General features: G+C 40.0%; 22 protein-coding genes. 8 read left to right on the forward strand and 14 right to left on the reverse strand.

Annotated elements, in window-relative coordinates; translation table 11 throughout:
• Positions 1–52: 52 nt before the first annotated feature.
• Positions 53–193 (reverse strand): hypothetical protein, encoded by a 141-nt coding sequence (locus DWY79_RS22820; RefSeq protein WP_005857316.1) that lies wholly within the window; start codon positions 191–193, stop codon positions 53–55.
• A 135-nt stretch (positions 194–328) separates the two neighbouring features.
• Between DWY79_RS22820 and DWY79_RS17970 the strand changes: the two genes are divergently transcribed.
• The 6 genes from DWY79_RS17970 (at position 329) to DWY79_RS17995 (ending at position 6,116) form a co-directional block, all read left to right on the forward strand.
• Complete coding sequence (locus DWY79_RS17970; protein WP_057318726.1) at positions 329–1,507, forward strand: Xaa-Pro peptidase family protein; 1,179 nt, start codon at positions 329–331, stop codon at positions 1,505–1,507.
• A 43-nt stretch (positions 1,508–1,550) separates the two neighbouring features.
• Positions 1,551–3,251: an alkaline phosphatase gene (locus tag DWY79_RS17975; RefSeq protein ID WP_022192594.1), complete on the forward strand. Its 1,701-nt coding sequence runs from the start codon at positions 1,551–1,553 to the stop codon at positions 3,249–3,251.
• A 74-nt stretch (positions 3,252–3,325) separates the two neighbouring features.
• Entirely contained in the window at positions 3,326–4,246 is a 921-nt protein-coding gene (gene pyrB / locus DWY79_RS17980) for an aspartate carbamoyltransferase (RefSeq protein WP_005857322.1), read from the forward strand.
• A gap of 12 nt (positions 4,247–4,258) precedes the next feature.
• Positions 4,259–4,723: an aspartate carbamoyltransferase regulatory subunit gene (pyrI, locus tag DWY79_RS17985; protein WP_005862713.1), complete on the forward strand. Its 465-nt coding sequence runs from the start codon at positions 4,259–4,261 to the stop codon at positions 4,721–4,723.
• Between the two features lie 99 nt (positions 4,724–4,822).
• The gene (locus DWY79_RS17990; RefSeq protein ID WP_005862715.1) at positions 4,823–5,389 is read left to right on the forward strand and encodes a flavin reductase family protein; all 567 of its coding nucleotides are present in this window, start codon (positions 4,823–4,825) and stop codon (positions 5,387–5,389) included.
• 4 nt (positions 5,390–5,393) lie between these two features.
• Positions 5,394–6,116, forward strand: coding sequence for a porin family protein (locus tag DWY79_RS17995; RefSeq protein ID WP_005857327.1), 723 nt, complete (start codon positions 5,394–5,396; stop codon positions 6,114–6,116).
• Positions 6,117–6,125: 9 nt separating this feature from the next.
• Here the strand turns inward: DWY79_RS17995 and DWY79_RS18000 are convergent, their stop codons facing one another.
• On the reverse strand, positions 6,126–7,400 hold the full coding sequence (locus DWY79_RS18000; protein WP_005857328.1) for a hemolysin family protein: 1,275 nt from the start codon (positions 7,398–7,400) through the stop codon (positions 6,126–6,128).
• A 168-nt stretch (positions 7,401–7,568) separates the two neighbouring features.
• Here DWY79_RS18000 and pheS point away from each other — a divergent pair, with 168 nt between their 5' ends.
• Together pheS and crcB are read left to right on the forward strand one after the other, a co-directional pair.
• Positions 7,569–8,588, forward strand: coding sequence for a phenylalanine--tRNA ligase subunit alpha (gene pheS, locus DWY79_RS18005; protein WP_005857329.1), 1,020 nt, complete (start codon positions 7,569–7,571; stop codon positions 8,586–8,588).
• 71 nt (positions 8,589–8,659) lie between these two features.
• Positions 8,660–9,046: a fluoride efflux transporter CrcB gene (gene crcB / locus DWY79_RS18010; RefSeq protein ID WP_008779782.1), complete on the forward strand. Its 387-nt coding sequence runs from the start codon at positions 8,660–8,662 to the stop codon at positions 9,044–9,046.
• Positions 9,047–9,116: 70 nt separating this feature from the next.
• Here the strand turns inward: crcB and DWY79_RS18015 are convergent, their stop codons facing one another.
• The 12 genes from DWY79_RS18015 to DWY79_RS23310 form a co-directional block, all read right to left on the reverse strand.
• Entirely contained in the window at positions 9,117–9,893 is a 777-nt protein-coding gene (locus tag DWY79_RS18015; protein WP_122144660.1) for a glycosyltransferase, read from the reverse strand.
• A gap of 2 nt (positions 9,894–9,895) precedes the next feature.
• Positions 9,896–11,206, reverse strand: a complete 1,311-nt coding sequence (locus DWY79_RS18020; protein ID WP_008772299.1) for a UDP-glucose/GDP-mannose dehydrogenase family protein — start codon at positions 11,204–11,206, stop codon at positions 9,896–9,898.
• Between the two features lie 136 nt (positions 11,207–11,342).
• Positions 11,343–11,747 carry a HEPN domain-containing protein gene (locus tag DWY79_RS18025; protein WP_005857332.1) on the reverse strand — a complete coding sequence of 135 codons (405 nt, stop codon included), beginning with the start codon at positions 11,745–11,747 and terminating at the stop codon, positions 11,343–11,345.
• Entirely contained in the window at positions 11,744–12,058 is a 315-nt protein-coding gene (locus tag DWY79_RS18030; protein WP_008778387.1) for a nucleotidyltransferase domain-containing protein, read from the reverse strand. The genes DWY79_RS18025 and DWY79_RS18030 overlap by 4 nt, the downstream gene beginning before the upstream one ends.
• Before the next feature lie 141 nt (positions 12,059–12,199).
• On the reverse strand, positions 12,200–13,477 hold the full coding sequence (locus DWY79_RS18035; RefSeq protein ID WP_005862725.1) for a hypothetical protein: 1,278 nt from the start codon (positions 13,475–13,477) through the stop codon (positions 12,200–12,202).
• 12 nt (positions 13,478–13,489) lie between these two features.
• Positions 13,490–14,869: a phenylacetate--CoA ligase family protein gene (locus tag DWY79_RS18040; RefSeq protein ID WP_122369973.1), complete on the reverse strand. Its 1,380-nt coding sequence runs from the start codon at positions 14,867–14,869 to the stop codon at positions 13,490–13,492.
• Between the two features lie 3 nt (positions 14,870–14,872).
• On the reverse strand, positions 14,873–15,682 hold the full coding sequence (locus DWY79_RS18045; protein WP_122369975.1) for a glycosyltransferase family 2 protein: 810 nt from the start codon (positions 15,680–15,682) through the stop codon (positions 14,873–14,875).
• Complete coding sequence (locus tag DWY79_RS18050; protein WP_147431809.1) at positions 15,664–16,848, reverse strand: hypothetical protein; 1,185 nt, start codon at positions 16,846–16,848, stop codon at positions 15,664–15,666. The genes DWY79_RS18045 and DWY79_RS18050 overlap by 19 nt, the downstream gene beginning before the upstream one ends.
• Before the next feature lie 5 nt (positions 16,849–16,853).
• Positions 16,854–17,744, reverse strand: a complete 891-nt coding sequence (locus tag DWY79_RS18055) for a glycosyltransferase family 2 protein (RefSeq protein ID WP_122369979.1) — start codon at positions 17,742–17,744, stop codon at positions 16,854–16,856.
• A 2-nt stretch (positions 17,745–17,746) separates the two neighbouring features.
• Entirely contained in the window at positions 17,747–19,021 is a 1,275-nt protein-coding gene (locus tag DWY79_RS18060; RefSeq protein ID WP_122369981.1) for an O-antigen polymerase, read from the reverse strand.
• A 3-nt stretch (positions 19,022–19,024) separates the two neighbouring features.
• Positions 19,025–20,455, reverse strand: coding sequence for a flippase (locus tag DWY79_RS18065; RefSeq protein WP_122369983.1), 1,431 nt, complete (start codon positions 20,453–20,455; stop codon positions 19,025–19,027).
• Positions 20,456–20,535: 80 nt separating this feature from the next.
• The gene (locus tag DWY79_RS23310; RefSeq protein WP_255420384.1) at positions 20,536–20,664 is read right to left on the reverse strand and encodes a hypothetical protein; all 129 of its coding nucleotides are present in this window, start codon (positions 20,662–20,664) and stop codon (positions 20,536–20,538) included.
• Positions 20,665–20,739: the final 75 nt, after the last annotated feature.

Consider the following 20,739-nt stretch of genomic DNA (forward strand, 5'->3'; position numbering starts at 1 on the left):
ATCGAATACCCTATCTGTTCCGCAAGAATAATCAGCTGAATACTTATATATTCTATATCGGATCTACTTCTATTCTACAAACCACGGCGTGGTCTTTGTAAACCACGCCATGATCTGTAAAGACCACGCCGTGGTTTATAGGATTCACGACGAGAATCAAGGAATAGATACAGATACGATTATCTTTATTCATAAGAAGATTTCCCTGTTCAACCGTATATTCGCATATATGCGTTTGTAATACTTTATTCACCTCAAATCCACTTAAATCTCGTAAATTCTTGTTACCTTTGATGCCCGGTACAAAATAAAAGTAATACAAAGGAAGATGATTTCAGAAGAATTGAAGAACGACCTAAAGATAAAATGGGATCGGATGAGAGATGGTATGGCAAAAATGGGTATGGATGCCTGTTTGCTTACCGTAGATGTAAATCTTTATTATACGACAGGACAAATCTATAGTGGTTATTTTTATTTGCCGGTAGACGGTGAGCCGTGGTTCCTAATCAAGCGACCGAACGGGCTTTCAGGACATCAAGTGGAATACATCCGTAAGCCGGAAGACATCCCACCCTTATTTGCGGAACGAGGGATTAAGATGCCCAAAAAGCTCTTGTTAGAGGCAGATGAGTTAACTTATAATGAATACATCCGTTTAGATAAGGTATTCCAACCGGAGGAGGCCGGTAACGCCACCGCTTTCATGCGAAACCTTCGCCGGGTAAAAACCCCTTGGGAGATCGGGCAATTCCGTATCGCCGCCCGCAAGCACGAGGCTACTTATAGCGAGATCCCGGAATGTTTCCGTCCCGGTATGACAGACTTGGAGTTTCAGTACGAGATCGAGAAACGTATGCGCAAGAACGGCTCGATCGGTCTTTTCCGTGCTTTCGGAGCCAATATGGATATCTATATGGGTAGTATTCTCGCCGGGGAAAACGCCGAGACCCCATCCCCTTTTGATTTCGCCTTGGGTGGAGGCGGCATAGACGCTTCTTGTCCGCTAGGCGCTAACGGTACGTTATTAAAAGAAGGCACCGCTATCATGGTGGATATGGCCGGCAATTATACGGCTTATATGACGGACATGACCCGTGTCTTCTCCGTAGGGCGCCTGACGGAGGAAGCTTATCGGGCGCATCAAGTGGCCCTTACGATACAGCAGGAGGTAGAAAACGCTACCCGCCCGGGAACCGCTTGTTCGGATTTATATAATATAGCGGCGAATATCGCTAAGAAAGAAGGTCTTTCGGCTAACTTTATGGGAACCGAGCAACAGGCTAAATTCGTAGGACATGGCATCGGTATACAGATCAATGAGCTACCTGTGCTTACCCCTCGCTCGAAAGAGGAGCTTTTACCGAATATGGTGTTCGCCTTGGAGCCCAAATTCGTGATCCCGGGTGTCGGTGCCGTGGGTATCGAGAACAGTTTCCTTGTAACGGAGACGGGCGTGGAGAAGTTGACACGGTTCAACGAGGAGATCATCCCACTTGGAAATTAGGATTTAATAGAAGAATTTGTTATACATTATTAAATTAAAGCACATGAAAAAAACATTAGCTTTTCTACTTTTGCTGGCTATTATCATTATGCCGGCCAATGCCGTGGAAAAGGAGAACGTGAAGCCTGTCAAGAACGTGATTCTCTTAATCCCGGACGGAACCTCATTGGCGACTATCTCTATCGCCCGTTGGTTACAATGGTACCAAGATCCCAGCAAACCGAAATTGAACATCGACCCGTATTTGTGCGGAACGGTGCGTACGCATTCTTCTAACGCCCCTATCGGCGACTCCGCTCCTACTACATCATGCTACATGACCGGACAGCCGAGCCGTACGGGTTATGTATCCACTTACCCGGAGAACGACGGTGATAACGATATCTACCCGACCGACCCGGCCCGTGCCTTCCAACCGCTTACCACCGTATTGGAGGCTGGCAAGATGTTGCAGGGCAAAGCTACAGGATTGGTTTTCACTTGCGAATTCCCACACGCTACCCCGGCGGACTGCTCCGCTCATAGCTACAATCGTGGTAAATACGACTGGATCGCTCCGCAGATGGTTCATAATGATATCGATGTCGTTATCGGTGGTGGAGTTTCTATCCTTACAAAGGATATGGAAGATTATCTATTGGCGAACGGATACAATGTTTATAAAAATGACTTGAAAGGTATGCGTGCCGATAATAATCAGAAGATGTGGGCTTTATATGGCAACAAGGAAATGGCTTACGATATCGACCGCAATCCGGAAGAGCAACCTTCTATCGAGGAAATGACTCGTAAGGCGATCGACAAATTATCCAAGAACCCGAATGGTTTCTTCTTAATGGTAGAAGGCAGTAAGGTAGACTGGGCCGCTCATGGCAATGACCCGGTAGGTATGGCTACCGATTTCTTGGCATTCGATCGTGCCTGCGGTGCCGCATTGGAGTTCGCACGCAATAACGGCGAGACTGCCGTTGTCATCGTACCCGACCACGGAAACAGCGGTATCAGCTTAGGTAGAAGAGATTGTAAAGGTTACGATAAATTGACGAAAGACCAATTGTTCCACCAATTCTCCCTGTATAAATTGACCGCCGAGGGTTTCGCCAACAAGGTAAACAGCGTTCCTAACTCAGAAGTGCAAAACGTATTCCGCACCTACGCCGGCTTCGAGCTGACTCCGGAAGAGATGAACGCGTTAAACAATTGCAAGGATTATAAGAATAGCCCGATACCGGAAGACCAACGCAAACCGGAAGATAATTCCTCCATGTACAGTGGCTCGTTAACCGGATTGATGGCGCATATCATCACTTCCCGCACTTGCTTCGGTTTCACGACCGGCGGCCATACGGGCGAGGAAGTATTCCTAGCCGCTTACCATCCGCAAGGAACCTTACCCCTAGGTATGAATACGAACATCGAGCTGAATGAGTACTTATGCAATTTGTTCGGATTGACACACGAAAACTTGGAAGATCTTACAAACAAGAACTTCGCACGCCACACGGACGTATTCGAGGATTACACTTGCGAGATCGTCCCTGCCGCCGACGAGAAAGGTTCTCCAACCTTGATCGTTAAGAACAAGAAAGATAAGAAAAAACAGCTAACGATCACCCCGTTCTCCAATATCGTGAAGTCCGGGAAGAAAGGCCAAGATGAGATACGGTTAAACTCTGTCGTCGTTTATGTCGATAAAAATAACACGTTCTATCTTCCGGCAAGTCTAGTTGATTTCTTAAAATAAAATATAAAGCGGAGGCCCTTCGGTCTCCGCTTTTTTTATACATTCGCGTACATAAGACAGAATATACACAACCTATGAAAAGTAAAAGTTTAGTTTCTATCGATCAATGTTCCAAAGAGGACATTCTTCGTATTCTGGATAACGCAAGGAAGTTTGAGGAGAATCCGAACCGGAAATTACTGGAAGGCAAAGTCGCCGCCACCCTGTTCTTCGAGCCCTCTACACGTACGAGACTGAGTTTCGAGACAGCTGTAAACCGTTTAGGTGGACGGGTGATCGGTTTCTCGGACGCTTCCACGACTAGTTCCTCCAAGGGCGAGACCTTGAAAGATACGATCTTGATGGTAAGCAATTACGTGGACTTGATCATTATGAGACATCATCTGGAAGGAGCCGCCCGCTATGCTTCCGAGGTGACGGATGTCCCTATCATCAACGCTGGTGACGGGGCAAACCAACATCCCTCGCAAACCATGCTGGACCTGTATTCCATCCGCAAGACACAAGGCAAACTGGATAACCTCACCATCACGATGGTCGGCGATTTGAAGTATGGCCGTACGGTTCACTCCTTGATCGTGGGAATGTCTCACTTCCATCCGACCTTCCACTTCGTCGCACCGAACGAGCTACGCATGCCGGACGAGCAAAAGAACTTCTGCGACAAGCACGGACTCAAATACGAGGAGCATACCGATTTCACGGAAGATATCATCAACCAGACGGATATCCTTTATATGACCCGTGTACAACGTGAGCGTTTCACAGACTTGGAAGAGTACGAGCGGGTAAAGAACGTGTATATCCTGCGTAACGACATGCTGAGAAACAGCCGTGAGAACCTGCGTATCTTACATCCGCTACCCCGTGTGAATGAGATAGCTTACGATGTAGATGACAATCCAAAGGCTTATTACATCCAGCAGGCACGCAACGGGCTGTTCGCACGCCAAGCTATCATTTGCGAAGTTTTAGGTATATCTATCGACGAATAAAAACGAAGTTTTATGTCAGCAGAAAAGAAAAAAGAGTTGCAGGTAGCCGCTTTAGAGAACGGTACCGCCATAGACCATATTCCTCCCAGCCAATTATTCAAGGTAGCCTCTTTACTGGGACTGGAGAAAATGAACAATACGATCACGATCGGCAATAATTTCCATAGCAACAAGATGGGATGCAAGGGTATGATCAAGATCGCCGACAAGTTTTTCGAGGAGGACGAGATCAACCGTATCGCCATGATCGCCCCGAATATTATTTTGAACATTATCCGTGATTATGAGGTTGTAGAGAAGAAGACGGTTACTTTACCCGACGAGCTGATTGGCTTGGTCAAATGTAACAATCCGAAATGTATCACCAATAATGAGCCGATGCTTTCCCGCTTCCACGTGATCGACAAGGAGAAGGGAACCATTAAATGTCATTATTGCGAACGTAAGATTAATAAAGAGGACATAATCATTAGATAATTGAAAATTAAGAATTGAGAATTGAGAATTGAGAATTAGCTTTACGGAATCTTTAATTCTCAATTCTCAACTTTCAATTATAAAAACGCAGTTTTTATTATGAAGCACGATTGGAAACCGGGAACCATGATCTATCCATTGCCTGCCGTAATGGTGAGTTGTGGGAATGAGCCTTCCGAATACAATATAATAACAGTCGCATGGGTCGGTACGATTTGTACGAATCCGGCGATGTGTTATATATCCGTACGTCCGGAACGATTCTCTTATCCGATCTTGAAGAAGAATATGGAATTCGTCATCAACTTGACGAATCGTGAGCTGGCCTACGCCACGGATTGGTGCGGGGTAAACTCAGGGAAAGACCATCATAAATTCGAGGAGATGAAGCTCACTCCCGGAAAAGCGACCGTCGTTAACGCCCCTACGATAGACGAGTCTCCGCTTTGTATCGAATGCCGGGTAAAAGAGGTAATCGCTCTCGGAAGTCATGATATGTTTATCGCTGATGTCGTAAACGTACAGGCCGATGACCGATATCTAGACCCAGAGACAGGGGCTTTTGATATGCAGAAAGCGGATCTTTTGGCTTACTCGCATGGTAAGTATTACGGGTTAGGTGAATTTGTCGGTAAATTCGGCTGGTCCGTGAAAAAGAAAAAATAACGGTATGAAAAAAGTCTACCTTATAGGAGCGTTGCTATCTTTCGGTCTGTTAGCAGAAGCCCAGAGCTTCATGCGTTTCGAGGACAAAGCATTCAACTTTGGAGCCAAAGTAGGATTCAACGCCACTTTCCCAGTCATAAACTCCCTTTCCATCAATGGGAAGGAAGCGGAGAATATAGACATCGAATATAAGGTAGGTTATCTGGCCGCGGTCTTTTGCCGGGTCAATATCGAACGGTTCTTCCTCCAGCCTAGTTTCTCATGGCATCGTTCTGAGGGAAATATCCGTTTTTCCATACCTCAAAGTTTGCCGGAAAATAATATGATGTCCAATACATCGGCAACTACCGACCTCTTGATGATGAAAACCAGTTCCTTAGAGGTTCCCATAATGGTAGGCTATAACCTAGTGAAGAAAGGGCCTTACGGACTTAGCCTTATGGTCGGCCCCAAATTAAAATACAACTATAAGATCGCCTATACGGTAGAGTCTTCCACCACGCACGTAGAATACGTGAATGACAACACCCCGTTCGGAGTCAATATCGCTACGGGCGTAGGGGTTAGCATCGGACGGCTATTCTTCGACTTTGTCTATGAGTTCGGATTGAATCAAGTGGAATCCGATTTCGAGAAAGTCAACAACCCGGTTCCCGAGATTAATTATGATATCAATATTGACAAGCGAACGAACGTGATGAGTATCTCACTCGGCGTACTCTTCTAAAAAGACATTTTACCCATTTTTCAAGTACTTGACCAAAACCTTATCGATCCGGGCGCCATCCATATCTACGATCTCGAACTCAAAGTCCAGCCACTTTAATTTCTCACCCGTCTTCGGTACACGTTCCAATATCTCTAGGATCAAGCCGCTCAAGGTATTATAATCATGCTCGGCATACAAATCCTCCATGTCGAAATATTCCAAGAAATCATAGAAAGAATATTGGCCGTCCACCAACCAAGTACCATCCTCACGTTGTATGATCTCGGACTCCTCTCCGACTTCCGGTACTTGCCCGATCAAGCCTTCCATGATATCCTTCAAGGTTACGATGCCTTGAATGCCTCCGAACTCATCCGTAACGAGTCCATATTTCACGTGTGTCTGCTTGAAAGATTCCAAGGCGTTATATACGCTCTGGTTCTCGGGAACGAACTGTGCCGGGCGAAGTACTTGGTTGATCGAGAAATCCGGTTGGTCGATCCTTCCGAACAAATCTTTCAGATAAACGACTCCTACTATATTATCGAACTTCTCCGAAGCCACGGGATATATATTAAATAAGTTCTCCTCCACTTTCTCCCGAATCTTCTCCGTACTATCCGTCACATCCAGCCAAACCAGCTCGCTACGATGCGTCATGATAGAACCCACGTTACGGTCTCCCAGATTAAAGACCCGCTCTACGATGTCCTGCTCTACCTCTTGCACCTCGCCACCGTCGAAGCCCTCTTTCACGATCGCCTTGATTTCTTCCTCTGTTACCCTATTTTCCTCTTTCGTATCCACGCCCGTCATCTTCACAGCCAACGCCGTACTCTTTGAAAGTAGCCAAACAAAAGGAGAGGATATCAAGGAAAGAAAATTCATGGGTTTAGCAACTAACATAGAGACCTTCTCGGCACACCCCATGCCGATCCGCTTCGGTACCAACTCTCCGAATATAAGTGTAAGATACGTCACGATAATAACGATCGTCGTTTTAGCGATCCCCAACGCATACGGTTCTAGGGCCGGTATTTGCGCTATTATAACAGCGAAATTATGAGCTAACGCCTCGCCAGAGTACAAACCGGTCAAGATACCGATCAAGGTAATTCCGATCTGGATGGTTGAGAGAAACTTATCCGGCTCATTTGCCAGCTTCAAAGCAGTGCCCGCAGATTTATTACCACGTTTCGCTTCGGTTTCCAACCTAGCCTTCCGGGCTGAGACCAAGGCGATTTCCGACATCGCAAGAATTCCATTCAGTAAGATAAGGCCAATAATAATGACTATTTCCATTAATTAATTTATAGTTTGATTATGCTGCGAAGATATATAAATACTTTAATATATAAAACAAGACACCTAAGTGTCTGCGCTTACATTTAACTAAAAAACCTTACGAATCCCTTGCGGTTTCAAAAGAAAGGCGTACTTTTGCATGACAAATACAAAGTGTGATTAGAAATGCTCGATAAAATTAAGGCTCTGCTTCAAGAAGTAGAGAATATGAAAGCGGCAAATGCCGAGGAACTAGAAGCTTTACGTATAAAGTATCTCAGCAAAAAAGGCGAGATATCGGCGTTGATGAATGATTTCCGTAATGTAGCGGCTGATCAAAAACGTGAGGTTGGTAAATACTTGAACGAACTGAAGGAAACAACCCAGAGCAAGATCAACGAATTAAAAGAAAGCTTTGAGAATGTACAGACCGCAAACGATGATATCGATTTGACTCGTACGGCTTACCCGATCGAACTAGGCACTCGTCATCCTCTATCACTTGTAAAGAAAGAAATTTGCGATATATTCGGACGGTTAGGATTCAGCATCGCTGAGGGACCGGAAATCGAGGACGATTGGCATGTCTTCTCTTCCTTGAATTTCGCCGAGGACCATCCTGCCCGCGATATGCAAGATACGTTCTTTATCCAGCATAACCCGGATGTATTGCTTCGCACACATACTTCTTCCGTACAGACCCGAGTAATGGAAAAGCAAGAACCGCCTATCCGTATCATCTGTCCGGGACGTGTATATCGTAATGAGGCTATCTCTTATCGTGCTCACTGTTTCTTCCATCAAGTAGAAGCGTTATATGTAGATAAGAATGTCTCATTCGCCGACTTGAAACAAGCCTTGTTGTTCTTCGCCAAGGAAATGTTCAGTCCGGATACAAAAATTCGCTTGCGTCCTTCTTACTTCCCGTTCACGGAGCCATCCGCCGAGATGGATATCTCCTGCAACATTTGTGGAGGTAAGGGTTGCCCCTTCTGTAAAGGAACCGGTTGGGTAGAGATCCTCGGTTGCGGTATGGTAGACCCGAACGTGCTTGAGAACTGCGGTATCGATAGCAAGGTTTATTCAGGCTATGCGTTGGGAATGGGTATCGAGCGTATTACCAATTTGAAATACCAAGTAAAAGACTTACGCATGTTCTCGGAAAACGATGTTCGTTTCTTGAGACAGTTTGAGTCGGCCAATTAAATTGAAAACCTAAATCATTTACCATCTCCCCGGGCCTTAACCTAGCCCGGGGGAAACACACTAGGTTAATTATGATAAAGGTTTTTCTTTTAATAATAGGAGGAGCTATCGGATCTGCGCTACGGTTCGGAGTTTCCACGTGGGTGCAACGATCGATGCTTTACTCCTTTCCTTTTGGTATCTTGTCGGTCAATGTGATTGGCTCCTTTTTAATCGGCTTCTGCTGGAGTATAGCGGAAGCCTATAATTTTTCTATCAATACAAGAGCTTTCCTATTCACTGGTCTTTTCGGTGGTTTCACGACTTTCTCTTCTTTCGCTCTCGACACGATGGTACTTATGCGTACCGGAGAATACAAGATGGCACTACTCAATGTACTTGCCAGTAATATCCTTGGTTTGATAGCGGTCTTCCTTGGGATCATACTTGGGAAGAATATCATTACAATGATCAAGTAAATAAATAAAAAAACACGGCACAAGTCAGTCATGACAAGGCCGTGTTATATCGAATAAAGCTGTTTCCAAATTATCTATTTACTAACCTCAAGAATACTTTCTTAGAAAAATAAGAAGGTAAAAACAGAATAAAGAAATACAGATACGAAGCCATCGGGGAGTATCCGAGAACCGTTCTATAAACACTTACATTATACTTCATAAGAGCCCCCTTATTCCTTGAGATCGAATTCGAGTGAATCCGGTAAATCGCCAACGGCTCTTTCAAGCCGTAAGCGACCTCACAACGCCTGAGTATGGTAAGCCATAACCCCCAATCTTGCCGTTTACGTAATTCCGGCATAAATACTTTTCCCACTTTCTCCGTATCATAAACTGCGGTCAGACAGCCAATTCTATTATCACACCGCATAGAGAAATAGGTCTCCCTTCTTTTTCCGATAACAATGCTGGAAATCTTGCTACTCTCGTCGCAAGTCATATACGAGGTATAAGATAAGGCACAATCCTTCTCTCGCATAAAAGCCAACTGTTTCTCCAGCTTTTCCGGGCACCATCGATCATCACTATCGCAAAAAGCGATAAATCGTCCTTTGGCCTCCGAGATAGAGCGATTCCTACAAACACCCGCCCCACAATTCTTTTCTAACCGGAACAACTTAATACGGGAATCCTTTTGAATATACCGCTCTATGATCTCAACAGAACGATCCGTAGAGCAATCGTCAGTAATCAACAGTTCCCAATTAAGATAAGTCTGCGAAAGAATCGACTCAATGGTTCCCGCTATAAAAGACGAAGAATTATAAGAAGGAGTAATAATGGAGACCAAACCGAAATTATCCATAACTATTTTCCGATACATTCATAGGTAAAGCCTAGCTCACCCAATTCCTTCGCATCATAGATATTGCGACCATCCAGCAGCAAAGGTTGCCTCATCACTTTCTTGATCACGGCCCAACTTGGCAAGCGAAACTGTTTCCACTCGGTCAACAACAACAATGCGTCTGCATCGATTACCGCCTCATACATATCCTTCGCGTAAACAACCCGATCAGCAACTCTACGTTTGCACTCGCCTATCGCCACAGGATCAAACACCTTGACCACGGCACCCGCTTTCCGTAAAAGATCAATCATCACCAAAGAGGTAGCCTCACGCATATCATCCGTCTCCGGCTTGAAAGACAAGCCCCAGAGAGCGATCGTTCTCCCCTCCAAAGAGTCAAAATGTTTTCTAAGCTTCGTATAAAGGATCGTCTTCTGACGTTCATTCACCTCCTCCACGGCCTTTAGCACTCCCATCGGATAGCCATTCTTTTCCGCCGTCTTGATAAGAGCCTTCACATCCTTCGGAAAGCAACTGCCTCCATAGCCACATCCCGGATACAAGAATTTATTACCGATTCGACTGTCCGAACCGATCCCCTTCCGGACCATATTCACGTCAGCGCCAACCAACTCGCAAAGATTCGCTATATCATTCATGAACGAGATACGAGTAGCCAACATGGAATTTGCCGCATACTTAATCATCTCCGCCGAGGGAATATCCGTAAAGATCACCCGGAAATTATTCAGGAGAAACGGACGATAGAGCTTGCTCATCATCTCCTTCGCCCTCTCCGACTCCACACCGACCACTACCCGGTCCGGACTCATGAAATCCTTGATGGCCGCACCCTCCTTCAAGAACTCCGGATTCGAGGCCACATCAAAGGGGATATCCATCCCACGTTTACTCAACTCCTCTTGAATCGCAGCCTTTACCTTCCGTGCCGTACCCACGGGAACCGTACTCTTGGTTACCAATACCGTATATTTCTTAATATATTGGCCAAACGTACGAGCGACCTCCAACACATAACGCAGGTCGGCGCTACCATCCTCGTCCGGTGGCGTACCCACGGCGCTAAAAACGATATCCACGTTATCCAGACAAGAGGCCAGATCCGTCGTAAAATGAAGTCTGCCTTCCTTGGAATTACGCAATACCATCTCTTCCAACCCCGGCTCATAAATCGGGATATTCCCCTCCAACAAGCCATTTATTTTCTCCCGGTTGACATCCACGCAAGTGACATCAACCCCCATCTCGGCAAAACAAGTCCCGGACACCAGGCCTACGTAGCCGGTGCCGATAATTGCGATATTCATAAGTTATAAGATTATATATTTCAGGAAATCTATAGAGAAGTCAAGTTTTGGTATACGTATATTACGCATACCAAGCCAAATGATATGCGATATTCAATTTTTTAAACTATTTACGGCAAAGAAGACAAGGATAGCCTCATGCTTTTCCCTCTATCAACGAAAGCAAGGTATTCAAATAATTATCAACAGAATCCATCAAGGGAAGAATCTCATTGGCATCGATCACAATCCAATCATCATAATCCCCACTTTGTCTCAACTCAAATAGTTTACTATAAAAACGTCCCAAGTCTTTACTGATTATTCCTGTACTTACAAAATGAAGACCTAATAAACGAATCACTCCTGAATGCGTAGAAGCCTGAAAGCCATTTTTAATTAACAGTGCCGTGGTCATATAATAACAAGCATAATACATTCTATTAGCGGCCGCATGCCAATAACCACACTCTACGATCCCTTTGGTTTCCTCCCAAGTATCAAAAGCTCTAGCCTTTCTTGCTATAACAAGGGCTTCCCGTTCTTCATCTGTTAGATTCATAGTTCTATACCATCTAATTCCACATTCTTGAAAAAAGGAGTACCTTTACGTTTCATCCATTCAGTAAAGGTATATAACTTAGTGCTAAAATATTCGCCAAATTGCCATCCTAGGTCGATTAAAGGATAGGCATAGGTATCAAAATCCGCAGAGGTTATCTTTTCCTTGTCCAACAATATTAGAATATCCCAATCCGATTCATCATGGACATCTCCACGGGCTTGCGAACCAAACAAAAAAACCTTTGTTCCAGCTGGCATCACTTGCTTTATCAAAGCCCTAAGAGAATATAATATATCGTCCTTCCTCATTGTTGTACAAAATAAACATATTATCATACGATCGATCATATTGATTTACAGCCATCGCACGATAGTTACCACCACAAATATACTTACTTTTAGCTAGGCCACAAATATTCTTCTTGATTTTTATCGTATAAGACACCTTGCCTACATAGCCGGTACCGACAATGGCATTATATACAACCCCCGTTTTCCAGTACGAGGCGAATCAAAGCATAGGTACTTTCCAGAAGGGGATACTCTGGGATGTAAATCGCAAGCTATATGGCATTTAAAATCTTTCGTTTGAAACTCTTTGGGAGAATAGATACTTAGCAACAAATCCGCACTTTGAGTATTGATATCAGCCTTATAGATTTTTGCCATCCTATATTTATCCGGATAAGTATCCGCCACAAAAGACGTATCCGAGATAAAGGACTGATGACCATCCGAATTCAACACATCCCCTGCTATTATTTGATAATGATCTACATCTTTCATGTCATACAATACATGACAACTGTTACCATTTATAATGCAAGACGCTATCAATTGATTCCTGTTATTCCATACATAATGAGAACCGGACTCTTGAGTAGGTAAGGTAATAAGTCGCCGATCACGCAAATCATAAATCATGATCTTGGTATGCCGCCTCATATAATCCCCATCGGTTGGTATTTTTCGGTATAAGAAAGAAAGATACCGACCGTCTTTCGAGAACTCCGAATGGGTTACAAAATGCATATACCCCTGCCTATAGGATTCATCTTCCATCTGTGCCAACTCAGACAAAGAGATAAGCAACTCTGAAGTATTCTCCTTTAAATCCACCAAGAACAAACCGCTATCTTTAGGTGCCGGATCATCCAATTTCCCTCCATCCCGATAAGGATAACCATACCCGGGCATACAACGCTCCAAGCGCTCATAACTAAAAGAAGAGGCCAAAGATCTTTGTCCATCATGATAGACCGCATCAATCGGGCAGTCTATTACTTGGTATTCCCCTGTCGATAAATCATGAATCTTAGACACAAGCCGATTCGCTATCGCCGTATTATAAATCATCCGGTTCTTATCCAACCATTGCAGCCTGCATCCTTTATGATAATTCCATGCGTAAGAGGTATCCACCCTATGAAAGTCCTTTATAGGGCCTTGTTCCAAATCAAAATATCCGACATCCAGTCCATCAGACGGTAAAGGCATACGTAAATCCAACCTATTTTGATTCGCCAATAGCTTGGTCTCATCAAAAGAAAAAGGCGTGACATCGTGAAATCCAAAAAAGAAGCCTTCCCGGTATTGATAGGGAGAGGCGAAATACTCCTTCTTCCTTGGCAGCAAATCAAATATGCCTTGATACATATTCCGCACGAACTGCTTTAAGGCTGGATTTTTACGGACGAGGTTATAGATGGTAGATTCTAGTTTATTCATAAATCAACATGATTATTTTTTCAATTCAGAGACAACTGCCTTAAACTTCCCTGCTTTTGTACGGGGAATCTCATCCACATACTCAAATTTTACCTTTATGGTAGGGCTTATCCATTGAGATATATTTACCAACAATTTCTTCTCCGTAGCCACACTATAGGAATTCCTTCTCACAATACGTAAAATCATTTCACCAAATACTTTTTGGACTACTTGACACTCCTTCACCTCCGACGTATCTTTGAAAATATAATCCAGACGCTGAATGTGAAGCCCCTCTGGTGTAACTATATAGTCTTCATTGCGACCAACAATATCTTCTATAATTTGGCTATGTAATCCACATCCACATTCCCGGTCGGAGAACACTGCCGTATCCCCATTTTGATAACGAATAAAAGGCATACCAAGATTAGCGAACCCGGTAGCCAAAATCTCACCCTGCATCCCACTCTCTGTAGGAACAGCTTGATCCAATTCCATATGACCAATCTCGAAATCCTCGTGATAAACCGAGTGGATACAATGGGTAGCGATAGCGGCTTGCTCAGAAAAACTATACAACTCATGGATTTGGACACCTTTAAAAACAGCCTGTAAGATATTTTTCTGATTCTCGTATAACTTCTCGGCACCCGTGAATATGTGTTTAGGAGGAAAATCCAAAGCCATCTCCGCATTAGTCAACTCATTTGCGAAAGCTGCCATAATAGATGGATATCCTATAAACATTTCTATACACTTTGAATTAATCCAATTTACAATATCCCGTATTTTCACTTCATTCAGCTGATGCATATTGATAAAATAACGGTTCAAGACACGATCATATCTCCAGTAAGGAGGTTTTGAGGTTGAAATAGGAACGATAGGACGACCGGAAAAGTTAACGCAAGCCTTTCCCAAAGTAAAACCAAACCTATTTTTATACCTTTGGTCTACCGCCCAATAATAAGCTGCGCTATATTTAGTCCAATAGAAGTCCAACGCTTTTCCCGTTGAACCACTGGTGTTAAATCGTATAAGTTCCTTTCGGGAAATATTATCAGCGACTAGGCCAAGCCAATTCTCACGGATTTCTTCCTTCGTCAGAATCGGGAACTTTTGCAAGTCTCCCAATTGCTTAAAATCAGAAGGGGATAAACCTACGTCAGTATATTTCTTTCGATAATAAGGACAGTGATTATAAGCTTGTTCCAATATTTTAAAGGTATGTTCTTCTTTATAAGAACGAATCTGTTCTTTTGACCAACCATGGGTTGAGTTCAAGAAGTCCAAGATCTTATAAAAGTCATCGTTAAAACGCTGTTTCTTTAGCTTGTATCCGTGAAGAGATATCGCTATATTTTGAAGCCAATAAGGGAGGGAAGAGTAAATAGTAATTTTATTCATAACTCACTTATAGAATCTATAATACAAATATTTTATAGCTTTATAATTGTATAAACACAATTTCTTTTTTCCCAAAAGTCCAGTAGAAACAGATCCTATATTTCTTATTTTAACAGATGGAACATAATATGCTTCTAAACCCTTTTCCCGTAAAAGCTCTGCAAGAAATATTTCTTCACCATAAAGAAAAACAGGATAACTTAATTTTGGATAATATTTAAAGAAATATGATGTTAATATAAAACAAGATCCACATCCAGAATATATTCTTTTTGTAAAAGGATAAATGCGCTTATTTTTATATTTATGTATAGTAAAATAAGATTGAATAATCTGAAACAAATAAAACTTATAAACTAATAAAAACAAAAGTATTTTCCATTTTGGAATTCGCTTATCACGTTCCACACACAATGGTATATCATACTTTTCCGAATATCTATAAGGAGATAACCACACCACATGATTTGGTATATTTAAACACAGCAATTTTTGTAGGCAATCTCTCTCTAAAGAAATATCTACATTAGATATTATAACATACTTATACTGATCAATACAAACTAAATTATTTACTACATAAAAAGCAGCACCAAAATATCCCATATTATCCAGTGATACAATATTCAATTCAAAATTATGATAACTCTGCTTATCTATTTCGCTTTTAACCAAAGAATTATCAGCAACATAAACTTCTACTTCACAATCGATAGCCATATTAGCTACTGCTTCTTCTATTGATTGCAAATAAGCATATAATTCTTTATAAGAATTATAATTAACGGCTATTATTAATATTTTCGACTCCATAATTTTAGTTTTAAATCTTGACATCTAAAAGATCTAGCTATCTCATTAAGAGAAATAGTTTTCTTTAAATCATCAATTTCAATAAGAGATTTATAATATTCATTCTTAAGATCATCTCTATCAGTATACACTATTTCTTTAACTTTATCAGCCATATCTTTTAATGAAAGACAAAAATGACCAACAGAAGAATATTTATTTACATAGTACAATATATAATCATTATAAAATGATAAAAACGGTTTATTATACTTTATTGTATCAAAAAAGCTACCACTAGCAGCAGCCTTTCCTGTTTCATTATCCTTTAGTTGAAGAGTATAATGTAAGCTTTTTATTCCTTCTTCAAAAGCACGAATATCCAATCGAATATCACTATATTCAACAAGGCCATTATCTAAATATCTCAGATTATATGGTAATGCTCCTATTAATTTTATTTTTACAATTCCTTTTCTTATCTCCTTTTCCAACAGGAAAGCTAATTCAAACAAATAATTCGTTCCTTTACCTAGTCCACCAGTACCTATTTGCCCAATAGTAAGTGGATAAAAATCATCATTATGAGTAATAACATTTTCGCAAGAAAAATCATAGGGATGATCTATCACAATCACATTTGAATTAGAATTAAAAAGATATGAAACATTCTTAAATATAGGAGCACCTAAAACAACTGTCTTTATTAGTTTCGATTTTAGCGTTCTTCTTATTAAAGAATAATAAAATTTATTTTTATAAAAGTGACTAGAATTCACAAAAACTCCCAATTCACCATGTTGACATAAATATACATTTCGCTTAAATATAGATTGTAATACTAAAATAAAATTCTGAGCAATAGGATAAGCTAATGCTATAAATATTAAATCATTATTTCGTGATTGTAAAAATATACGTAATAAATAAAAACAGCTTATCAAATCTCGTAAAGGAGTTTTAAAACCTCCAATAAACCTTTCAGAATTCAATCGATAATTATTATATTTTATATTTTGGTATTTCTTCAATCGAATTGAACAGATTTCAGAATGTCTTTTCTCCGCAAAGAATTCAACGTTTTGAATATCCGGATAAGCAAGCATTAAAACCTGTAGACAAGCAGAGTTAAATTCTGAATGAATACCTCCATAAGCAATTAAGTCACAGTATAAAATTCTTTTCATAACAATTATATTGATTTCAAAATATCTTTTACTGTACACCAATAGTTTTTTCGATCTTTATTAAATATACCACACATAAAAATACGAGTATAAACCGTTATCTTGTAAATAGATATCGCAATATAAACATATACTTTACTATGATACATTTCCAAAAAAGTTCTATTACTTTCCAACATCCATTTAACTTTTTTATGCTCCAAAGTAGTTTTTTTCACACTCTTCCCCTCTAAGTGTATTATCTTTGCTTGAGGAACAGAATACAATTTATATCCCATATTCGAAATTCTATAGCACAATTCAGTTTCTTCTCTATACATAAAAAAATGAGAATCAAATCCACCTATTTTCTCTAATACTTCTTTCTTAACCATTAAATCTGCACCTATAATATGCGCTACTTCTAATATTCTATTCGAAAAATTATGATCAGCATTTTTCCCATACAATATCTTTGCTAAAAAATTATAAGACAATATATTTATCTCCCACAATATAGAAGGATAAAAATGTCCGAAAGAATGTGAAGGTTTTTGATGTAGATTATACATATTACCCCCACATGCTCCTGCATCATTATTTTCATCTAAAAAATCAGATAGAATTTTTATCGCATTATTAATAAGTAATGTATCCGAATTTAAGAATAACACATTACGCCCTATTGCTATTTCTAGACCAATATTATTAGCTTGTCCAAATCCTATATTCATTTGATTATAAATATATTTTATTCTATCATCTTTCTCAAACACTACCTTACTTTCATCAATAGAGGCATTATCTATCAAAATAATTTCAAAAGTAATATATTTAGTATTCTCAAATATACTATCTATACATTCTCTTGTCATTTTACAAGTATTATAATTTACAATAATAACAGAAACATCCATAACTAACTTTTATATTTTTTTATTTTTAAACTATCCACTTTAAATATCAGTGACAAAAACAATAAAGTAACCAGTTGTAAATTTCCATCTATATTTGACCAAGGAAAATGAAAATAGCCCAAACACCCATATAATAATATATAATATATTATATATTGATAGAACATCATACAGTTATTTTTTATATTCAAAGAATAAAAGAAAAAAAGCGACGAAATTATAAATATAACTACAGAAAATATTGGGCCATAATCCAATGTAAACTCTCCAACATAAGTATAAAATACGGATTCATTCATATTCATATAAGAGTATTTAGATAGACGATTCGCAAAATATTTAGCTGAATCTAAACCTAATATTTCCTTAAACAGTACAACTGTACGATCTCCATATCTACAACCATTTGCATCTAAACCATAATTATTGAAATTTATAAAGCTCTCACTCCCGTATCTTTCTATAGTATAAATCAATCGATCTATATCACCAGCACTTCTACTCATTGACAATAAAGCAAATGGTATAAACAAAACTAATAAAATAATAATTAGAGTTATTGATATTTTTCTCCTAAGCTCGAAATCAATAAACTTTCTCAAAAACAAAAATAAAAATACAATTTTCAGTATACACAAAACAACAGCAGTTCTTCCACCAGTTGATACAGCATACAATGGGCCTATTAAGGTTGAGAAGAACAAACCATACAAAATAAATTTATTCTTTTTTTTAAAAGTCATATAATAAATCAAGAATAAAGGTGATATTCCGATAAATATATTACTTATAATACTCAACACATCCATGCCACTTGATGTTTTACTCATAAATTTATCTGTTGTATATTGATACATATATCTTCCATAATCAGAATCTATAAAAAGCATAAATAAATTTTCTTTCAATTCTGGGAATAAGCCTACAAATCCCACAATTGAAAGAGATATTATTATATAACATATTATATTAAAAAGACTATTTGTAGGTTTTTTTATTTTGATTATTTTTGAGTTTTCAACCATAAATAAAGGTTTAAAAGACAACATCATCATTAGATACAAATATATATATGGAATTAATGATAAATCTTTAAATAAACCTCTTGCATAAGGATTATAATATAGAAAAATACTCATTACAGATATACTTGTATATAAAAACAAAATACAGCTACCCACACCAAACTGCTTTCTCTTCCATTGATATATCAAAAAAGTGATACTCCACAACAAAACATTAAATACCAATAATATATTATTCCACGTATTGTTCATAACTCAACACCCAATTCTACTTTTTATCCATTTTCCCACACGGGTTCCTATAATCATTTGTATCATCCCCCATATCCCCCCAGCCGATATCACCGCACCTACCACTCCAACAAACTCATTATTTATCCATCTACCACATTCCCAACAAACTACTATACTTGGTAAAGAATACAATACACTCCTCCCTGTTAACTTGATAGGAATAACCGCTAAATCCTTAAATAAAACATACCACATATACGTCCCCGTAACCACTACTTCCGAACATAGCAACACGACAGCGGAGCCCATGCTCTTCATGTGAGGTACCACCAGCAAATTAATCAACAAACTGACAACCGCTCCTATGATCGATGCTACCAATAACACCTTATCCTTTTTCATCGGCATCAATACCTGTATTGCCAATACCTGAGCCACACCTACGGCGAACGCCGCTGGCATGATAATCCGCATGGGTAATATCGCTCCCTCATAACCGGGACCGGATAGGATATAAACAATCTGAGGGGCCATTATCATACTACAGAGGATCAAGGGGATGCAGCAAGTCGACATCACAGAGAACGAACGATTCACCAATTCTTGGAAACGATCCTTCTCTCCATTCGCCAGCAAGGAACTCATCCGAGGCAACATGACATTCGTGAATGCGGTAAAAAAGCCCAAGATCACGGAGTACAGCTTAAACGCTGTTGTATAATAACCTACCTCCGTGTTATTAGACACCAGTCCCAAATACATCACATTAAAGGTGAGATACATCGAGGTCATCAACGTATAAATACCCAATGTCACGTTCTGTTTAAGATACTTGAATAATTGAATATTATTCCATCTAACCCGTACGAATTGTCGAATATATAATTGATTGATAAGAGCGTTCAACACAACCACTCCTACCGTGAGTATAAAATAAAGTCGATAGTCTGACGTATCTCTTACGAATAGGAAAACACTGATTATATAAAGAACTTTTATAAGGATACTTCTCAACGTAATATACCGGAAATTCTCTACTCCCGTAAAAAACCATTCCACTAGAAATACGGTAAAAAGTATCTTTGCCGTTCCTATATAAAACAACTCGTCATATTGACACAGCTTAGGTATTGTAGATATACAAAGTAGATATATACCCAACGATACCAAGGTGAATAACAGATTCAAGGCTAACACGCTTGAATACACTTGATCCCTACGTTTCTTATCCTCTTTTACCGCCGCTATCTCTCGAACGCCTAGGAGCCCAACCCCCATTGTAGCGAACAATAAGAAATAATTCACCGTATTATCCACAAAATTAACCAAACCGATACGTTCAACACCTAGCATCCGAGCCACGTATGGAAACGTAATGAAATTGATCAAATAAGTGGAAAGAGTCAGTACGCTTTTATAAGCGAAGTTTTTCTTTATAGAAGGTTGTGACATAAGTAATAAGCGCCCGATTTAAGGCATGCCCTTTGATTAAACAGTTAGAATCTAAAGTGTTTTGACCGTTCCAAAACGACCTAAATACGCTTTTGGGAACGCTCAGATAAGGTAGGGGTCTTCTTTTTTGCCAAATATTCCGCTTTACGAATGAAATCTTCAGCAACAGCCCCTTCTAAAACCGGAATATTTTTTATAGTAATCGCCATACCATGCTATTTTATAAGAACATATAGAAACCATTTCTTTCTTTGCTGCAAACATTTCCCCTCAAAATAAGCGAT

Origin of the sequence: Parabacteroides sp. AF27-14 (assembly GCF_003635425.1) — a bacterium.
In the GTDB taxonomy this organism is placed as follows: domain Bacteria; phylum Bacteroidota; class Bacteroidia; order Bacteroidales; family Tannerellaceae; genus Parabacteroides; species Parabacteroides distasonis.